Consider the following 16,785-nt stretch of genomic DNA (forward strand, 5'->3'; position numbering starts at 1 on the left):
AATGACCGGTGAAAATCGCTTTGGTTGCCCATGATAAGAAGAAAGACGATATGGTGCAATTTACATTAGCCTATCAATCCATTTTAGAAAAACACGAGTTATTTGCCACCGGTACAACCGGACAGCGTATCGCAGAGGCCACCGGTTTGAAGGTGAGGCGCTTTCAATCAGGCCCACTTGGGGGAGACCAACAAATCGGAGCGATGATCGCCCAAAACGACATGGATATCGTCATTTTTTTCCGAGATCCGCTCACCGCACAGCCCCATGAACCTGACATTAACGCGCTGATCCGACTTGCTGATGTGTATGAAATTCCATTGGCCACGAACATGGCGACGGCAGAAATTCTCATTATGGCCATGGAACGCGGTGAACTTAATTGGCGGGAAATCATCCGAAACAGGCGACACGCAGGGGGCAGCCTATGAAAATCGGCATCACGTGTTACCCGACGATTGGTGGATCTGGCATTGTGGCCACAGAACTCGGTAAAAAGTTAGCCGAAAAAGGCCATGAAATACATTTCATTACATCAAGCGTTCCGTTTCGCATCGACCATTTCTCGCGCAACATGTTTTTTCATGAAGTGGAAGTGAATCAATATGCGGTGTTTCGCTATCCGCCGTATGACATTTCGTTAGCGAGCAAAATGGCAGAGGTCGCAAGAAACGAACATTTGGATGTGTTGCATGTTCATTATGCGGTGCCTCATGCGATTTGTGCGTACCTCGCCAAACAGCTTGTCGGGGGCCAATTAAAAATCGTAACAACCCTACACGGTACCGATATTACCGTTCTCGGTTATGATCCGACGCTATCCCATATGATTCGCTTTGGCATTGAACAGTCGGATGCGGTCACAGCTGTTTCCCGTGATTTAGTCAGGGAAACACAAGAGCTTTTGGAAACAAAGAAAGCGATTCAACCGATATATAATTTCGTTGACGAAACGACCTATTATAAAAGGGATGTACCGGATTTAAAAGCGGTTTTAGGAATTGCACCTGAAGAACAGGTGCTCACGCATATTTCCAATTTTCGCTCTGTCAAACGAGTCCCGGATATTGTCAAAGTTTTTGCCAATGTCCGAGAGGTGATGCCATCGAAACTGTTGATGATCGGCGAAGGTCCGGAATTGCCGATTGTCAAGAAACTCGTCTCGGATTTACATCTTGAGCGCCACGTTATTTTTCTCGGAAAGCAAGAAAATATCGCGGAAATTCTAAACATTACCGATCTCGTCTTATTGTTCTCATCAAAAGAAAGTTTTGGGCTCGTGCTTCTTGAAGCGGCCGCCTGTGGTGTTCCGGCCGTCGGCACAAATGCTGGTGGAATACCCGAGGTCATTTTAGACGGAGAAACCGGCTTTATTGCCCCAGTCGGTGACATCGCTCGCTTGACGGATCGGACACTTAAGATTCTAAAAAATCCGGAACTTAAGAAAAGGATGGGAGAAAAAGCCCAATTAAGAGCCGAAAGCGAGTTCCATTCTAGTATTATTGTCAACCAATATGAAGAACTTTATAAAGAAATACTCGGCCAAAAATCATAATACCCGCATCGGGAAATAAGGGAGATGCAGCATGTCGGATCCGTTTACCCATGCGAAAACCATATTAAAAATCCTTGAGGAAAATGGCTTTAAAGCCTATATCGTTGGCGGCAGTGTGCGCGATTACTTGCTCAAACGGCCGATTCATGACATTGACATTGCCACCTCGGCCACCCCTGAACAAGTGATGACTATTTTTCCGGTCACTTTCCCGGTCGGCGTTAAACATGGCACCGTGATCGTCCGTCACGAGAACTGTAATTATGAAGTGACGACTTTTCGCTCGGAATCGGGATATAAGGATTTTCGCCATCCTGACGAAGTGACCTTTGAAACGTCGATTTTTGTCGATTTAGCGCGCCGGGATTTTACAATGAACGCCATGGCGATGGCGATGAATGGTCAAATCCTCGATCCGTATGGAGGACGGGCGGATTTGAAAAAAGGTATACTACGAACCGTTGGGAACGCCGAAGCCCGGTTCAAGGAAGATCCGCTTCGACAGCTGCGCGCCATACGTTTTATTGCCCAACTTTCACTTAAACCCGATCGCGTGATGGAAAAAGCGATCACAACCTGTGCCCCATATATCCGGCATTTGGCGGTGGAGCGAATCCGCGAAGAAATGACGAAGCTGCTCATGCAGGATGCCGCTCCGCGCGGCCTGGAGCTCCTCCTTCGCACGGGGCTTCACACGCATCTGCCTGGAAGTCAATGGTTACCGCGACTCGAGTGCACTTTGGATGTGTCATTTCGATGGTTAGATACGGAGGATGAACGTTGGGCATTGTTTCTCATTAGTAGTGACTGCAAGAATCCCGATGCGTTCCTGAAAACATGGAAGTTTTCCAACAAAACGGCTTTAGCCATTCTCTCATTGATGAACGCCTTTCAAAGGCGTAACCAATATGAGTGGGACAAGCTGACTTTATATCAATATGGTCTTGAGACGGCTTGTTCAGTGGAAAAAATAAGAAGAGCCATGGGTCATGCCTTTACATCTCAAGAGATCTTGACGGAGTGTTGGGTCGAGCTTCCCATTAAGTCGCGCTCGCAACTGGCTGTGAATGGGAGGGACCTATGCCGCTGGCTGGATAAAAAAGGCGGTCCTTGGACAGGACGTTTACTCGAACACATTGAAAATAAGGTTATCCTTGGTGAAGTGAGTAATGATCGTCATGCGATACAAAGGTGGTTAGAACGTCATGCCTTCGACTAAAGCGCGTATTTTGATGATGCTTTTTGAGCATCCACACCAATTTATTTCCGGCCAAGAAATGAGTGATGCCATTGGTTGCTCGAGAACGGCGGTTTGGAAACAGATCAAGGAATTGGAAAAAGACGGTTACCGAATTGAATCCATACCGAAAAAAGGGTACCGATTAAAGGGAACCCCTAATCGGATTTCGCCTGAGGAAATTTTAGCCGGTCTTAAAACAGAAATATTTGGCCGCCACATTGTTTATGAGCCATCCATGCCATCGACGCAAAAACGGGCGCACCATTTGGCTGAAGACGGTGCTCCTGAAGGTACACTTGTCATTAGCGATGAACAGACAGAAGGGCGCGGAAGGCTTGGCCGAACCTGGCATTCACCAAAAGGCACTGGCATTTGGATGAGTCTCATTTTAAGGCCAAAACTTTCCCTCAACAAAATACCGCAGTTAACCTTGATGACGGCCGTGGCCATCGTCAAAGCGATTAAAGTGGTGACGGGGATTGAATGCCAAATTAAGTGGCCTAATGACATTTTTTATAATGGCAAAAAGCTCGTAGGTATTCTAACCGAATTACAGGCTGAAGAAAATCAAGCAAAAGCTGTGATCATCGGAATGGGAATGAATGTCAATCTCACAGAGCAAGATTTACCAGATGATATTAAAAAAATTGCTACATCCATCCAAATGATTACAGGAAAGCCTTGTTCTCGCGCGCATCTCATTCAAGACATCATGAAACAAATGGAAAGTTTTTATCACTTTTATCTTGAAGACGGTTTTGGGCTTATTAAAACGCTTTGGGAAACCTATGCAATGAATATCGGCCGAATCATCACCGCAAGAAACGTCAACGGCCAGGTTGTCAAAGGGCTTGCCAGAGGCATTAATGACGAAGGCGTGCTCCTGTTAGAAGATCAAGAAGGGCGCATCCATCGCATTTACTCTACTGATATCGAATTCAACGGGTAAATTTCTGCGGTTGACAGGGGATTAACCCAACAGTAAACTAAAAATGACGGACGGCATCCGTTTGCGGAGCTGTACCTTTCAACGAAGCTTTAACAACTGCAAACGCATTCTGCCTTGATCCGCATGAAGGACTGGGACAGAGGGATGGAACGCGCATGCCTAACTCCTTCTTTGCGAACGATGCAAGGAAGGTTTTCATTTTATGCGCCATCCTTCTCCCCTCAAAAAAAGGAGGAGATGGATATGAAAAGCACGTCTGATTTCAAAAAAATGAAAGCCAATGGCGAGCCGATCGCCATGATGACTGCCTATGACTATCCGGCGGCAAAACTGTTGGAAAAAGCGGGGATTGATATCCTGCTTGTCGGCGATTCGGTCGGAATGGTGGCGCTAGGTTACGATTCGACGATTCCGGTTACGCTTGACGACATGCTGAGACATACGAAAGCGGTCCGAAAAGGCGCTCCCAATACGTTTATTGTGACCGATATGCCGTTTATGACTTATCATGCCAGCTTGTCCGAAACGCTTGCTAATGCCCGGAAATTAATGCAGGAAGGCGGTTCGGATGCATTAAAACTGGAAGGAGCCGGACGTGTCTTTGAAATGATTGAAGGCCTGACGCAGGCAGGGGTTCCGGTCGTCGCTCATTTGGGTCTAACCCCCCAATCCGTCGGCGTTCTCGGCGGTTATAAGGTTCAAGGAAAGGACCTTAAAGAGGCGGAAAAATTGTTAGACGATGCGAAAAAAGCCGAGGAAGCCGGTGCATTCATGCTCGTTCTGGAATGCGTCCCGTATGCGCTTAGCGAGCGGATTGCTGAAGCTATCACCATCCCAGTGATTGGCATCGGCGCTGGAAGTGGGGTAGACGGTCAAGTGCTCGTTTATCATGACGTTCTTGGTTATGGCGTTGACCGTGTGCCAAAATTCGTCAAACAGTACGCCGATTTATCGACGATGATTACGGAAGGGGTTTCCGAATATATCGATGAGGTCAAGCAGCGAAAGTTTCCGGGCCTTGAACACAGTTTTAAAATGAAGGAAGAAACCTTGTCCCAATTATATGGAGGCCAAAAAAATCAATGAAAGTAGCATATACCGTAAAAGATCTGAGAGACTGGCTTGCCGAAAGTAAAAAAAGCGGTGGAACGATCGGTTTTGTACCGACGATGGGTTATCTCCATGATGGGCATGCCTCTCTTTTTTATAAAGCAAAAGAAACAGCGGACATCGTTGTTGCCAGCGTCTTTGTCAATCCTACACAGTTTGGACCAAACGAAGACTTCGAAACATATCCACGTGATTTTGAACACGACTTGCGGATAGCTGAATCGTGCGGGGTTGATATTGTCTTTCATCCGGATGTATCGGAGATTTATTCGGACAGCGATATGATTCAATTGAAAGTCACTGACCGGGCGGACGTGCTCTGTGGAAAAAGCCGTCCAGGTCATTTTGACGGTGTGGTAACAGTGCTCACTCGTCTTTTTCATATTGTTCAACCGGATTATGCCTTTTTCGGCAAAAAGGATGCGCAGCAACTGGCGATCGTCCAAGGCTTAATCCAAACACTTCATTTCCCCATACGCCTTATACCTTGTGAGACGGTTCGTGAGGCTGATGGGTTAGCTAAAAGTTCGCGAAATGTCAGGCTATCCGTTGAAGAACGAAAAGAGGCAGTGCATTTATATCAATCCCTCACCCTAGGACGTCATTTGATTGAAAAGGGGGAAAGGGATGCCGAACGCATTCGACAAGCGGTCATGGCTCATCTAGAAGAGCATCTGAAACTCGGCCGTATCGATTATGTGGAAGTGTTAAGTTACCCTCAGTTAAAGGTGATCGAATCAATCAACGACACCGTCATCATCGCTTTGGCTGTCTTTTATGCCAATGCACGACTTATTGATAATGTCATTATAGAAATTCCATCATGAAAGGATAGGCACCATGTATCGTACGGTTATGAGAAGTAAAATCCATCGCGCCCGCGTTACGGATGCGAATTTAAACTATGTCGGCAGCATCACAATTGATGAAGATATCATGGACGCTGTGAATATTGCTCCAAATGAAAAAGTGCAAATCGTCAATAATAATAACGGTGCGCGGTGGAAACATATGTCATTCCGGGTGAACGCGGCTCCGGACAGATTTGCCTTAATGGTGCGGCAGCACGCCTCGTTCAAAAAGGAGACATTGTCATCATTATTGCATACGGTCTCGTTTCCGAAGAAGAATTACGAAGTCATCAACCCGTTATTGCCATTATGGATGAAAACAACCGCATTACTGAATTGATGGGCAAAGAGGAAGCCAATACTGTTCGCTAATTGAATGGATAACATCCCCCAATATTCATAAACTAATGGGTGATTGGAGGATGTGTTTGAAGAAAGCCTAATGGGGACGGCTCCGCCGTCACCTTTTTTTGTACTGGTCAATATCAAAGCTACTTCTACTATGGCCCAAAGGTCTTGTGCTGGTAAGATAAGATTTCATTTTTGGGTCGATAGCAGGGCAACTAATACTTGCCTACGCCCAAATCGACATGTTCTGATCAAAAATGATCCTTTTTCCGAAGCCAGCCTATGGGCAACTAAGGTTCTCGCTATGACCAAATGGGCTTGGCAGAACCACGTTTTTTTAGACAATGTTTACGGCATAATTTTTTAATGCGTTGCGGCTTTCGAAATATGTCCTAACATGGTACGATAAAAATGGCGTGACAAACAAACGAAACCCATATGGGTTTCGTTTGTAAAAAGGTGTTGGTTAGGCGATTTTCCCAGCGGGATATTTTTAGTTTGACCGGCCTAAACCGTTATATGAATAGTAGATTTTTCAGGGAATATCCCAAATAATGTGAGCTAGATGGAGGGAAGCTGTTGAGTGATAAAATTGAATTGCTCGCTTCGTTAAAAATTAAAAAGTGTGATGAATTATATAAGATTGTGGATTTATTGAATCGCACGCTTAAGAGTGATGACTTGATGTTCGGATTGGCATTAGACCCTGACGATCGAGAAAAAATGGTATTTACCATTTACCGTACATAACAGGTGAGACACATGAAAAAATGGGTATTTATTTTTGTTATTGTCATTATCGTGATCGCCTGGCAATCTGTTTCCGTTTATCAAGCAGCGATAGCGCAAAAATATTCAGCCGCCGATGCCGCAATGAAAGCCGCCGAAGCTGCCTATCCAGTCAAACGAGTGAATGATGTGACGTTTTACCACGGGAAAGACGATTATCATATCGTTGATGCGGTTTTAAAAAACGGCCAGCACGTGTACATATGGGTTTTTGACCCGGGACACAAGGTCGTTCAAATGCTCCCGGTTTCGGCGGGTTATTCAAAAGCAGAAATCCTTAACGCCTTTCGTGAACATGTCGCATTCCGGAAAATCATTTCTGCCCGCTTAGGCATGGAGGACGGGCGGCCGGTTTGGGAAATCACATATATTGATAAAAATGGCGCTTATGTTTTCAGTTATTATGATTTTTCAACTGGACAAAGTCTACTCGATCCAATCAGCATTCAATAAAGTCAGCAAGGGAAACATCGCGGCTGGGTTGAATCGCGGATCGAACGAGATATTTTCGGCAATTCATTAAAATATTTAAATGGGAGTGAATGGCGTGCAATTTGCGTCAAGAGTGAAGACGATTACCCCCTCCAGCACATTACAAATTACGGCCAAGGCGAATGCCTTAAAAGCGGAAGGATTAAATGTGATCAGTCTTGGTGCTGGTGAACCGGACTTTAATACACCGCAAGCAATCATTGATGCTGCGTTTCGGGCCGCAGAATCCGGTAAAACAAAATACACCCCGACTGCGGGCATTCCGGAATTAAAAATGGCTATTGTCGAAAAATTAAGGCATGATCAAGGCCTGTCTTATCATGAAAAAAACATCATCATTACTAATGGAGCAAAGCACGCGCTTTATTTGATTTTCCAGGCCTTACTTAATCCCGGCGATGAAGTGATCATTCCTGCACCTTATTGGGTGAGCTATCCTGAACAAGTGAAGTTGGCCTATGGCGTTCCGGTGATCATCGAGACGTCTGAAGACCATGATTTCAAGATCACGCCTAAACAGTTGGAGGCAGCCATTCATCGTCGGACGAAAGCGGTGATTATCAATTCCCCAAGTAATCCGACGGGCATGATTTATACCGAGGATGAGTTGCGTGCCATCGGTCGACTTTGCCAGCGCCACGGCATTATCGTGATATCTGATGAAATTTACGAAAAACTCGTCTATCATGGGGAACATGCACCATCCATTGTTGAAGTGATGCCGGAAATCAAAGATCAAACCATTATTGTCAACGGCTTTTCTAAATCCCATGCCATGACGGGCTGGCGGATTGGTTATGCAGCAGCGGATGAGGCACTCATCCAAGCAATGACGAAAGTCGCCAGTCACAGTACATCCAACCCGGCATCGGTTTCACAATATGCCGCTCTGGAAGCGTATACCGGTTCAAAAGATTCCGTCACTGTCATGCGCCAAGCTTTTGAAGAGCGCTTGGATAAAGCGTATGAACGGTTAAGCAAAATACCGGGCCTTCGTTGCGTCAAGCCGAAAGGAGCGTTTTACTTCTTCGTCCATGCAAAAGATGCGGCGATAAACAACGGTTTTAACAGTGTGACAGAATGGGCGCAGGCGCTGTTGGAAGAAGCCCACGTTGCTGTCATTCCTGGTGAAGGTTTCGGGGCACCGGATTACATCCGCTTATCCTATGCGACTTCCCTTGATCAAATTTTAGAAGCTCTGGACCGAATCGAAGCCTTTATCCGGAAACATCAAAAATAATGGATCTTGCTAAATGATAGGAGGACGAGCCATGCTCAAAACGACGATTTCGGAAGTCAGTCAACACGTCGGCCAAGATGTAAAAATCGGTGTCTGGCTGGCCAATAAACGTTCAAGCGGAAAAATTCAATTTTTACAGCTCCGGGACGGCACTGGGTTTATCCAAGGCGTTCTCGTGAAAAATGAAGTGTCAGAAGCTGCCTGGGAAGCGGCCTCATCACTCACTCAGGAAAGCTCATTATATGTCATCGGCGAAGTGCGTAAAGACGAGCGGGCACCATCCGGTTATGAATTGACATTGAAGGATATTGAGATCATCCAAATTGCAGAGAATTATCCGATTACTCCCAAAGAACATGGCGTTGAATTTCTCATGGATCATCGTCACTTATGGCTGCGCTCAAGGAAACAACACGCCATCCTTCGCATCCGCAATGAAGTGATCCGGGCGACCTACAATTTCTTTCATGAAAAAGGGTTTGTGAAAATCGACCCGCCGATTTTGACCGGAAGTTCAGCCGAAGGAACGACCGATCTCTTTCACACCACATATTTTGACCGAGATGCTTACCTGTCCCAAAGCGGTCAGCTTTATATGGAAGCAGCCGCTATGGCTTTTGGCAAAGTCTTTTCATTCGGACCGACTTTTCGGGCGGAAAAATCGAAAACACGCCGCCATTTAATTGAGTTTTGGATGATCGAGCCGGAGATGGCTTTTGTGGAACACGAAGAAAATCTTGAAATACAAGAGCAATATGTCTCTTACTTAGTCCAATCGGTGTTGGAAAATTGCCAAGCAGAACTGAAAACGCTCGAACGCGATACTTCTAAATTAGAAAAGGTAACCGCACCTTTCCCGCGGATTACATATGATGAGGCCATCGCGCTACTGAAAGATAAAGGCTTCACGGATATCGAATGGGGAGACGATTTCGGAGCACCTCATGAAACCGCGATCGCCGAAAGCTTTGACAAACCGGTGTTTATTACCCATTACCCGACTAAAATTAAAGCCTTTTATATGAAGCCCGATCCAAAGCGCGAAGAAGTCGTTTTATGTGCGGATTTAATCGCGCCAGAAGGGTATGGAGAAATCATCGGTGGTAGCCAAAGAATTGATGATTATGACCTCATGGTTGAACGATATAAAGAACACCATTTAACCGCACCAGCTTACGAATGGTATTTAGAATTGCGAAAATATGGCAGTGTTCCGCATTCCGGATTTGGACTTGGCCTTGAGCGAACCGTCGCGTGGATTTGCGGCATTGACCATGTTCGGGAAACGATCCCCTTCCCGCGCCTTTTGAATCGCCTTTATCCATAAGGAACGGGGTTCTTCAATGAATATCGATTTTTTCAGATTGTAGCCCTGCCGCTTTTCGGCAGGGTCCTTTTATACCGGTAAGAATTTTACGGGCTAGCATAAGAGCCAGGTTTCTTTAGCAGAGCCAGTTTTTTCACAGGGGCATGTTTTCTTTACCTTTTCGTAAAAAGCCAAGGCCGGTCAAAAGATTTTTTACCCTGATCATGGCTTGGGATGGTATAATGAAAAGGAGGTGTCGAATGATGGAGAAAGAAACACTTATTGAATTCATGACAAAAGGTCATGTGACGATTCCGCGGCTATTATTGGATTACTATAGCCAAATCGGTTTAAATGAAGAAGAATGTCTGTTAGTGATCCAGCTTTTTGCTTTGATCCATGCAGGCCATCCGTTTCCGACACCTGATGAATTAGCAGAGAAAATGACGTTTTCATCGGTAAAATGCGCCGACCACTTACGGCGGTTAGTCCAGAAAGGCATGCTCGAAATCGTTCAGGATCGGGAAGGCCCCGTCTACTCTGAACGTTATTCACTGGATCGTTTATGGGGGAAATTGGCTGAAGCGTACATACTGAATCAAAAAAATGATCAACAATTAGCTGAAGAAGAAGCGCTTTACACCATTTTTGAGAAAGAGTTCGGCCGGCCTTTGTCACCGATTGAATGTGAAACATTGGCAATGTGGATCGATGACGATCATCATTCTCCCGAAATGATTAAGGCTGCCTTACGTGAGGCCGTCCTTTCCGGTAAATTGAATTTCCGTTACATTGACCGCATTCTTTTTGATTGGAAGAAAAATGGTGTCAAAACGCTTGAGCAAGCCAAAGCGCACGGGGAGAAAATCCGCGGCCGTTATGCCTCTAGAAAAAAGGTGGAGGATGACGGGCAGTCAAAAACGATTCAGTTTCCATTATATAACTGGCTTGAAAATTAGTCTGGGGGCGTTACCATGCCGGTCAGTAAAAAACGAATGGCTTATATTTTGCAAACATTGCAATCGATGTTTCCAGATGCCAAATGCGAGCTCAACCATAGCAATCCGTTTGAATTGATCATCGCCGTTGTTTTAAGTGCCCAATGTACGGATAAGAAAGTCAATGAGGTCACGAAACATTTATTTCAGAAATATAAAACGCCTGAAGACTATCTCAACGTTCCACTTGAGGAATTAGAAAATGATCTTAAACAGATCGGGCTGTTCAGAAATAAAGCGAAAAACATTCGTAAACTCTGTGAAACGTTAATCACCCAATACGAAGGTGAAGTGCCGAAAACCCGCGAAGAACTTGAAAGCCTTGCCGGCGTCGGACGAAAAACAGCCAATGTCGTCATGTCAGTCGCGTTTGGAATACCTGCCATTGCCGTTGACACACATGTGGAAAGGGTATCCAAGCGGCTTGGCATTGCCCGTCCTTCAGATTCCGTTTTGGAAGTGGAAAAAACGTTACAGCGGCTTGTTCCTAAAGAGGAATGGACGAATACGCATCACCGTCTGATCTTTTTCGGGCGCTATCATTGTACAGCAAGAAACCCGAAGTGTCCCGAATGTCCGCTCCTTGATCTTTGCCCGGAAGGCAAAAAGCGCATGAAAACCCATTGAAGGAACCTGACAAAGGTTCTTTTTTTTATGTCTTTGAAATGGATGTTCTCGCCGTCAACGTGCTTTACCGCTATTCGTTTTCTTTATTCACCGCGCAACCGCCCTAGGCATAAGATAGATAGACACTATAGGCTAATATCGTTTTGGTATGGATGGAGGGAAAGTTATGCAAATCCATGTCCTCTCACGTGGTGATACCTTTTACAGCCTTGCCAGGCGCTATGGCGTGACACCGGAGTCCATCCAAGCTGTCAATCAACTTGAGAATCCTAATCAACTTGTTGTCGGCGAAACGCTTCTTATACCCACGCAAAATCAATATACGGTTCAACCCGGAGACACCCTATATGCCATTGCCGAGCGTTTTAACGTTGACTTATCAGACTTAATCCGATTAAATCCAAGGCTTGTATCAGGGGAGATACGTCCTGGTGAGACGGTCAAAATCCCTGCACATGAAAAAAAACGCATCATCGTCAATGGGTATTTAGAGCCCCATGAAGGTGTCGTCGAGCGGTTCCGGGAAGCTTCAAGTGCTTTGACGTATTTAACTATTTTTAGCTATCACGTCCAGAGTAACGGCACGCTTATCGAACCGGATCCGAGTGAAAATGATTTACTTGCAGCAGTCAAAACCACCAGGGTGCAACCATTGATGGCGATCACCAACATTTCCGAAGGTGGGTTTGACAGGGATGTTGCCACGGCGCTCTTTAAGAGCACCGATGCACAGAATCGTTTGATAGAAAATGTTCTCCGCATCATGAGGGAAAAGGGATACCGCGGGGTCAACGTCGATTTTGAATACCTAGGATCAAATACGCGTCGTGATTACAATCGTTTTATCGAAAGGTTGACGAATCGTTTGCATCGAGAAAATTTTATCGTCTCCACCGCATTGGCACCGAAAATAAGCGGGGTGCAAACCGGTGAATGGTATGAAGCGCATGATTATCAATTCCATGGCCGCACCGTTGATTTTGTGATCCTCATGACATACGAGTGGGGTTGGAGTGGTGGACCACCGATGCCTGTCAGCCCGATCACACAAGTCCGCCGAGTGGTCAATTATGCCCGTTCCGTTATACCAGCAAGAAAAATTGTCATGAGCATTCCGTTATACGGCTATGATTGGACTTTACCATTTGTAGAAGGAGGAGAATTTGCTAAAGCGCACAACTTCCAACAAGCCATCCATCGAGCCATGCGCTATAACCAAAGCATTGATTATAACGAAAGGGAAGAGGCGCCGTTTTTCCGTTATACCGATGAAAACGGCAAAGAACACATCGTCTACTTCGAGGATTTACGAACGATGAGCGCGATGTTTAAAATGGTGAGTGATTTAGAATTAGGAGGGATCAGCTTCTGGAATTTAGCATTTCGTTTTCCAGCGGTTTGGCCGATGATCACGGATTATTTTGATGTAAGATAAAAGCGAAAAAGATGACTCATTTTGCTTTCGGAGTCATCTTTTTTCTATTTGGAAACAATTCCTTTTATATTTAAAAGGATGGATCGACAATAACTTACACCTAAAAGGTCAAAAGAATTTAACATTGTTATTCGCCATTATTGGGATTATGATGATGATGAAAGAAACTTGGATATTAGGAAAAGGGAGAGACCGATATGGGACAACTTGTATACGCTTGCATTACCCCTCATGGCGGCGAAATTGTACCTGAACTTGCTGGACGAATACATTTCAATCGTATGGCCAAAACGCGCGAAAGTATGGAAGAGCTCGGTCGGCGCATGACGGAGCGCGCGCCCGAAGCAATTGTAGTGATCACACCTCATGGCATCCGCATCGACGGTCAAATCTCCATCGTAAACAGTGAGACGATGGAAGGTTATGAAAAAGAAAACGGGAGAACGTACACCATGATCCGGGATGTTGAAAGGACATTGGCACGGCGGATTTCCGAAGAGGCAGACGCGCTCGGTGTTAAAAATGGCTTGTTGAATTACGGAACATCGGAAGGGCCGTTATCGAAATTACCATTGGACTGGGGGGCCGTTGTCCCGCTCGCATTTATGCCGGACGTTCCTATTGTGGTTATCACGCCATCGCGATTAGTATCTGATGATGACCTGATACGTTTCGGAAGGGCAGTTCGTACAGCGATTGAAAAGAGCGATTTAAGGGTTGGCGTCATTGCTAGTTGCGATTGGTGCCATACCCATGACGCCTCTGGACCTTATGGGTATCATCCTCTGGCACAGGAGGTTGATGATAAGATTGTTGAGCGGATCAAAGCCGGCCGATTGGAGGCCGTCAGCCATTTCAGCCCTGAAGAAATCGATCTAGCGAAACCCGATGGTATTTGGCAAACGCTGATTCTTGCCGGGATCATTCCAGAAAATGAACGTTTGATCGATTTTTTGTCGTATGAAGTGCCGACTTATTTTGGGTTAATTTGTGCTGAGGTTAAAAAGTAAAGAATATTTGATTCGGTTACAGAAAATTCATTTAGGTGAGGATTGAGCTTTTTTTTGCCCTAGTGCGGATCTTGATAATATAAAAAAAGGTTGACCCATCGGGGGCATTGCCACCCCCGCATTGGATCAACCTTTTATTAGTGTTTAAGGAAAGATATCACGTATATCATATTCATCATTTTGTCTGTAACTGTTATTAGAGTTTTTTTCCGATTGGGTGCCATTGTTGTTTCCGTTATCCCCCATATGGCCGTTATTGGAGTTACCGGTATCGGTACCATTCTCAGTCGTACCGTTGTCATCATTATTGTTTATGGGTGGTGTGATCGGCCCGCATTTCGGGTCATCCGGGTGTTTTTCACAATGTTTGTCATTTGGTCCATTCGGTGGTCCGTTCGGTTGCTCTGTTTCTCCAACCGGAATTTGTATCGTCACATTGGACGGGTCGCTTCGGAGATTATTGGCTTCATTTTCCGGATCAGTATAGACGGCGGTGACAGTAAAGGAGTACGTTTCACCGGGCGTTAGGTTACTGACATCGATTTGATGTTTGTCAGTGGTAGCGATCGTCTCAGCTTTTCCATTGACCATTTGCGCCACTTCAAAATGGATGTGATCCTTTTTCTTATAATCCCAAGAGATGACGACTGCCTGTTTCTTTTTATCATATTTTGCTTTGACATTTTTCGGCGGGTCGAGTTTTTGATATTTCGTTGACACTTTCGACGGTTCCGTGCCTCGGACAAAGAGCGCCGATATGACTTGTGACGGTGGTGTAAAATCACTGGCCAAAAGCCCAGTATCCTTTTCCACCGAGACGCGGACGACCGACTTCGGCTGCTGCCAATCTGGCGTATTTTGTGAGGCAAGGTTTAAAATGATTTTCCCGAATAATGTACCTGAAATTCTTTTTTCCTCTGGTGTCATCAGGACATAACCTTTTCGTTCGCCTTCCTTGACGGTAGCGGTTTGATCATAGCCCACCCACACCGCCGCGGTGATTTTCGGTGTGTAGCCCACAAACCAGGAATCCAAGTACCCCTTATTCATCTCTTCTTGTGTTAAATGATACCGTTTCTGTGCATCGGGGCCGGGGTTTGAAGACCCTGATTTACCAGCGACCGTATAGCCTCTTAATGATGGCCCATTATAGGTCCCGTTATCAATGACTTCCTTTAACATATCCGTGATCATGTAAGCGGTGTAATCGTGCATCGCAATATGACTAGAGTGATCGAATTCCACCCGCCGGCCGTCTGGATATTCAATGTATTTGATAGCATTCGGCTCATTATAAATGCCGTTATTGCCAAAGGCTGCATAGGCGGATGCCATTTGCAATGGATTCGCTGTAAAGGAACCAAGGGCATAGGATTCATTGAAATGGTTTCGTTTAAATGGCACGCCAAGTTTTCCGGCAAATTTGATGACGGAGTCGACTCCTGCTTCCTTATCAACCGTTTGTAATGCTTTAACGGCTGGAATGTTTCGGGATTGAGCAAGCGCCCGTTTCATTGTCATTGGCCCGAAATATCTTCCATCCCAGTCACTGACGCTACGCCCATCAGAATACGTATGCGGGCTGTCATCTAAGATTTTACTCGTCGGCCATTTCAAATACTCAATCGCCGGGCCGTAATCCACAATCGGTTTGGCCGTGGAGCCAATTTGGTTACCGGTACCTTCTGTGGTGCTTCCAGCTAGGGCCCAGTTCGTGCCGTATTTATAATTTACTCCACCGCCGACCGCCAAAATGTTGCCATTTTTAGTGTTGACAACGGCGATGCCGGACTGAATGTTCGCTGCTGTGCCGGCAAAGTTATTAGGGTCATTGAGCAAGTTTTCTACCGTTTCTTGAGCTTTTTTATCAATGGTTGTGTAAATTTTTAAACCGCCTTGTGTCCATTGGTCTTTATCGATTTTTCCTGTGTCAACATACATTTGTTGCAGCATGTCGACAACAGCATAGTGATCTTTATTTTTCTGATCTTTCGGACGGTTTTTCATCATTTCCTTCATGGTGACTTTTTTGGCGGCCTCTGCTTGTGCTTTTGTAATTTTACCGTTTTTCACCATCATATCCAACACGAGATTTCGTCGTTTGATGGCGTTGTCCGGATGGGCGATTGGGTCATAATACCCCGGGCGGTTAGGTATGCCAGCAAGAAGTGCTGCCTGAGCAAGTGTGAGTTGATCTAAATGATCAACATCCAGCCCGAAATACGTATAAGCAGCCGTCCCAACCCCATAGACGCCGTTACTATAATAAATTTTGTTCAAATACATTTCGAGAATTTCATCTTTACTGTATTCACGGTCAAGTTTAACCGCAAGATACGCTTCTTGAATTTTACGCGTCAATGTTTTCTTAGGCGTTAGGTAACTCAGTTTGATCAATTGTTGGTCAATGGTGCTTGCCCCTTCGGCCCCAAAACCTTCCTTGATGTTAGCAACGACTGAACCGCCAATACGAATCGGGTCGATGCCATGGTGTTGATAGAAGCGAGCATCTTCGATTGAGATGACCGCATCTTTCATGACGTCTGGAATTTTTTCAATGGGCGCATAGATCCGGTTTTCCGAGCCTACGGTATCCATTAATGTGCCATCCGCATAATAAATGCGTGTTCCCATTTGTTGCTTTAAGACAGACGGGTCCAGGGCGGGAGCATGACTAATGATGACAGCAACAGCAATGGACCCGGCCAGTCCTAGGCATAAGAAAATTAGGACGAGCGATAAAAAGACTTTTTTAAACAGACCTTTTTTTGGTTGCTTGCCTTTATGTTTGTTTTGCAGTTGTCTACGTTCTTGTCTTGAGCGATATTCTGCCAT

15 protein-coding genes and 1 pseudogene are annotated in these 16,785 nt (G+C 45.5%); 15 read left to right on the forward strand and 1 reads right to left on the reverse strand.

Annotated features, from left to right (window positions below; translation table 11 throughout):
- Positions 1 to 8: 8 nt before the first annotated feature.
- The 15 genes and pseudogenes from mgsA to H532_RS0100395 all read left to right on the forward strand — a co-directional run bounded on the left by mgsA (position 9) and on the right by H532_RS0100395 (position 13,950).
- On the forward strand, positions 9 to 431 hold the full coding sequence (gene mgsA / locus H532_RS0100310; RefSeq protein ID WP_027723794.1) for a methylglyoxal synthase: 423 nt from the start codon (positions 9 to 11) through the stop codon (positions 429 to 431).
- Entirely contained in the window at positions 428 to 1,555 is a 1,128-nt protein-coding gene (bshA, locus tag H532_RS0100315; protein ID WP_027723795.1) for an N-acetyl-alpha-D-glucosaminyl L-malate synthase BshA, read from the forward strand. The genes mgsA and bshA overlap by 4 nt, the downstream gene beginning before the upstream one ends.
- Before the next feature lie 31 nt (positions 1,556 to 1,586).
- Positions 1,587 to 2,774 carry a CCA tRNA nucleotidyltransferase gene (locus tag H532_RS0100320; protein WP_027723796.1) on the forward strand — a complete coding sequence of 396 codons (1,188 nt, stop codon included), beginning with the start codon at positions 1,587 to 1,589 and terminating at the stop codon, positions 2,772 to 2,774.
- Positions 2,761 to 3,744 (forward strand): biotin--[acetyl-CoA-carboxylase] ligase, encoded by a 984-nt coding sequence (locus tag H532_RS0100325; RefSeq protein ID WP_027723797.1) that lies wholly within the window; start codon positions 2,761 to 2,763, stop codon positions 3,742 to 3,744. Before H532_RS0100320 ends, H532_RS0100325 begins: the two co-directional genes overlap by 14 nt.
- A 243-nt stretch (positions 3,745 to 3,987) precedes the next feature.
- Positions 3,988 to 4,830: a 3-methyl-2-oxobutanoate hydroxymethyltransferase gene (panB, locus tag H532_RS0100335; protein ID WP_027723798.1), complete on the forward strand. Its 843-nt coding sequence runs from the start codon at positions 3,988 to 3,990 to the stop codon at positions 4,828 to 4,830.
- The gene (panC, locus tag H532_RS0100340) at positions 4,827 to 5,681 is read left to right on the forward strand and encodes a pantoate--beta-alanine ligase (protein ID WP_027723799.1); all 855 of its coding nucleotides are present in this window, start codon (positions 4,827 to 4,829) and stop codon (positions 5,679 to 5,681) included. The genes panB and panC overlap by 4 nt, the downstream gene beginning before the upstream one ends.
- Before the next feature lie 13 nt (positions 5,682 to 5,694).
- A pseudogene (panD, locus tag H532_RS17450) lies at positions 5,695 to 6,077 on the forward strand (aspartate 1-decarboxylase).
- A gap of 555 nt (positions 6,078 to 6,632) precedes the next feature.
- The gene (locus H532_RS19735) at positions 6,633 to 6,803 is read left to right on the forward strand and encodes a YpmA family protein (protein WP_081412244.1); all 171 of its coding nucleotides are present in this window, start codon (positions 6,633 to 6,635) and stop codon (positions 6,801 to 6,803) included.
- Between the two features lie 12 nt (positions 6,804 to 6,815).
- Positions 6,816 to 7,295, forward strand: coding sequence for a PepSY domain-containing protein (locus tag H532_RS19360; protein ID WP_051263035.1), 480 nt, complete (start codon positions 6,816 to 6,818; stop codon positions 7,293 to 7,295).
- Positions 7,296 to 7,389: 94 nt separating this feature from the next.
- Positions 7,390 to 8,574 (forward strand): pyridoxal phosphate-dependent aminotransferase, encoded by a 1,185-nt coding sequence (locus H532_RS0100365; RefSeq protein WP_027723801.1) that lies wholly within the window; start codon positions 7,390 to 7,392, stop codon positions 8,572 to 8,574.
- Positions 8,575 to 8,605: 31 nt separating this feature from the next.
- A complete protein-coding gene (gene asnS / locus H532_RS0100370) occupies positions 8,606 to 9,901 on the forward strand; it encodes an asparagine--tRNA ligase (RefSeq protein WP_038111188.1) in 1,296 nt (431 codons plus the stop codon).
- A 242-nt stretch (positions 9,902 to 10,143) separates the two neighbouring features.
- Entirely contained in the window at positions 10,144 to 10,839 is a 696-nt protein-coding gene (locus tag H532_RS0100375; protein WP_027723803.1) for a DnaD domain-containing protein, read from the forward strand.
- A 15-nt stretch (positions 10,840 to 10,854) separates the two neighbouring features.
- A complete protein-coding gene (gene nth, locus H532_RS0100380; RefSeq protein WP_027723804.1) occupies positions 10,855 to 11,505 on the forward strand; it encodes an endonuclease III in 651 nt (216 codons plus the stop codon).
- A gap of 166 nt (positions 11,506 to 11,671) precedes the next feature.
- Positions 11,672 to 12,940, forward strand: coding sequence for a glycoside hydrolase family 18 protein (locus H532_RS0100390; protein WP_027723805.1), 1,269 nt, complete (start codon positions 11,672 to 11,674; stop codon positions 12,938 to 12,940).
- Between the two features lie 197 nt (positions 12,941 to 13,137).
- Positions 13,138 to 13,950, forward strand: coding sequence for a DODA-type extradiol aromatic ring-opening family dioxygenase (locus H532_RS0100395; RefSeq protein ID WP_027723806.1), 813 nt, complete (start codon positions 13,138 to 13,140; stop codon positions 13,948 to 13,950).
- A 144-nt stretch (positions 13,951 to 14,094) separates the two neighbouring features.
- Here H532_RS0100395 and H532_RS0100400 read toward each other — a convergent pair whose 3' ends face one another.
- A complete protein-coding gene (locus tag H532_RS0100400) occupies positions 14,095 to 16,785 on the reverse strand; it encodes a PBP1A family penicillin-binding protein (protein ID WP_027723807.1) in 2,691 nt (896 codons plus the stop codon).

The sequence above is a fragment of the Tuberibacillus calidus DSM 17572 genome, assembly GCF_000430685.1.
Classification (GTDB): Bacteria; Bacillota; Bacilli; order Bacillales; family Sporolactobacillaceae; genus Tuberibacillus; species Tuberibacillus calidus.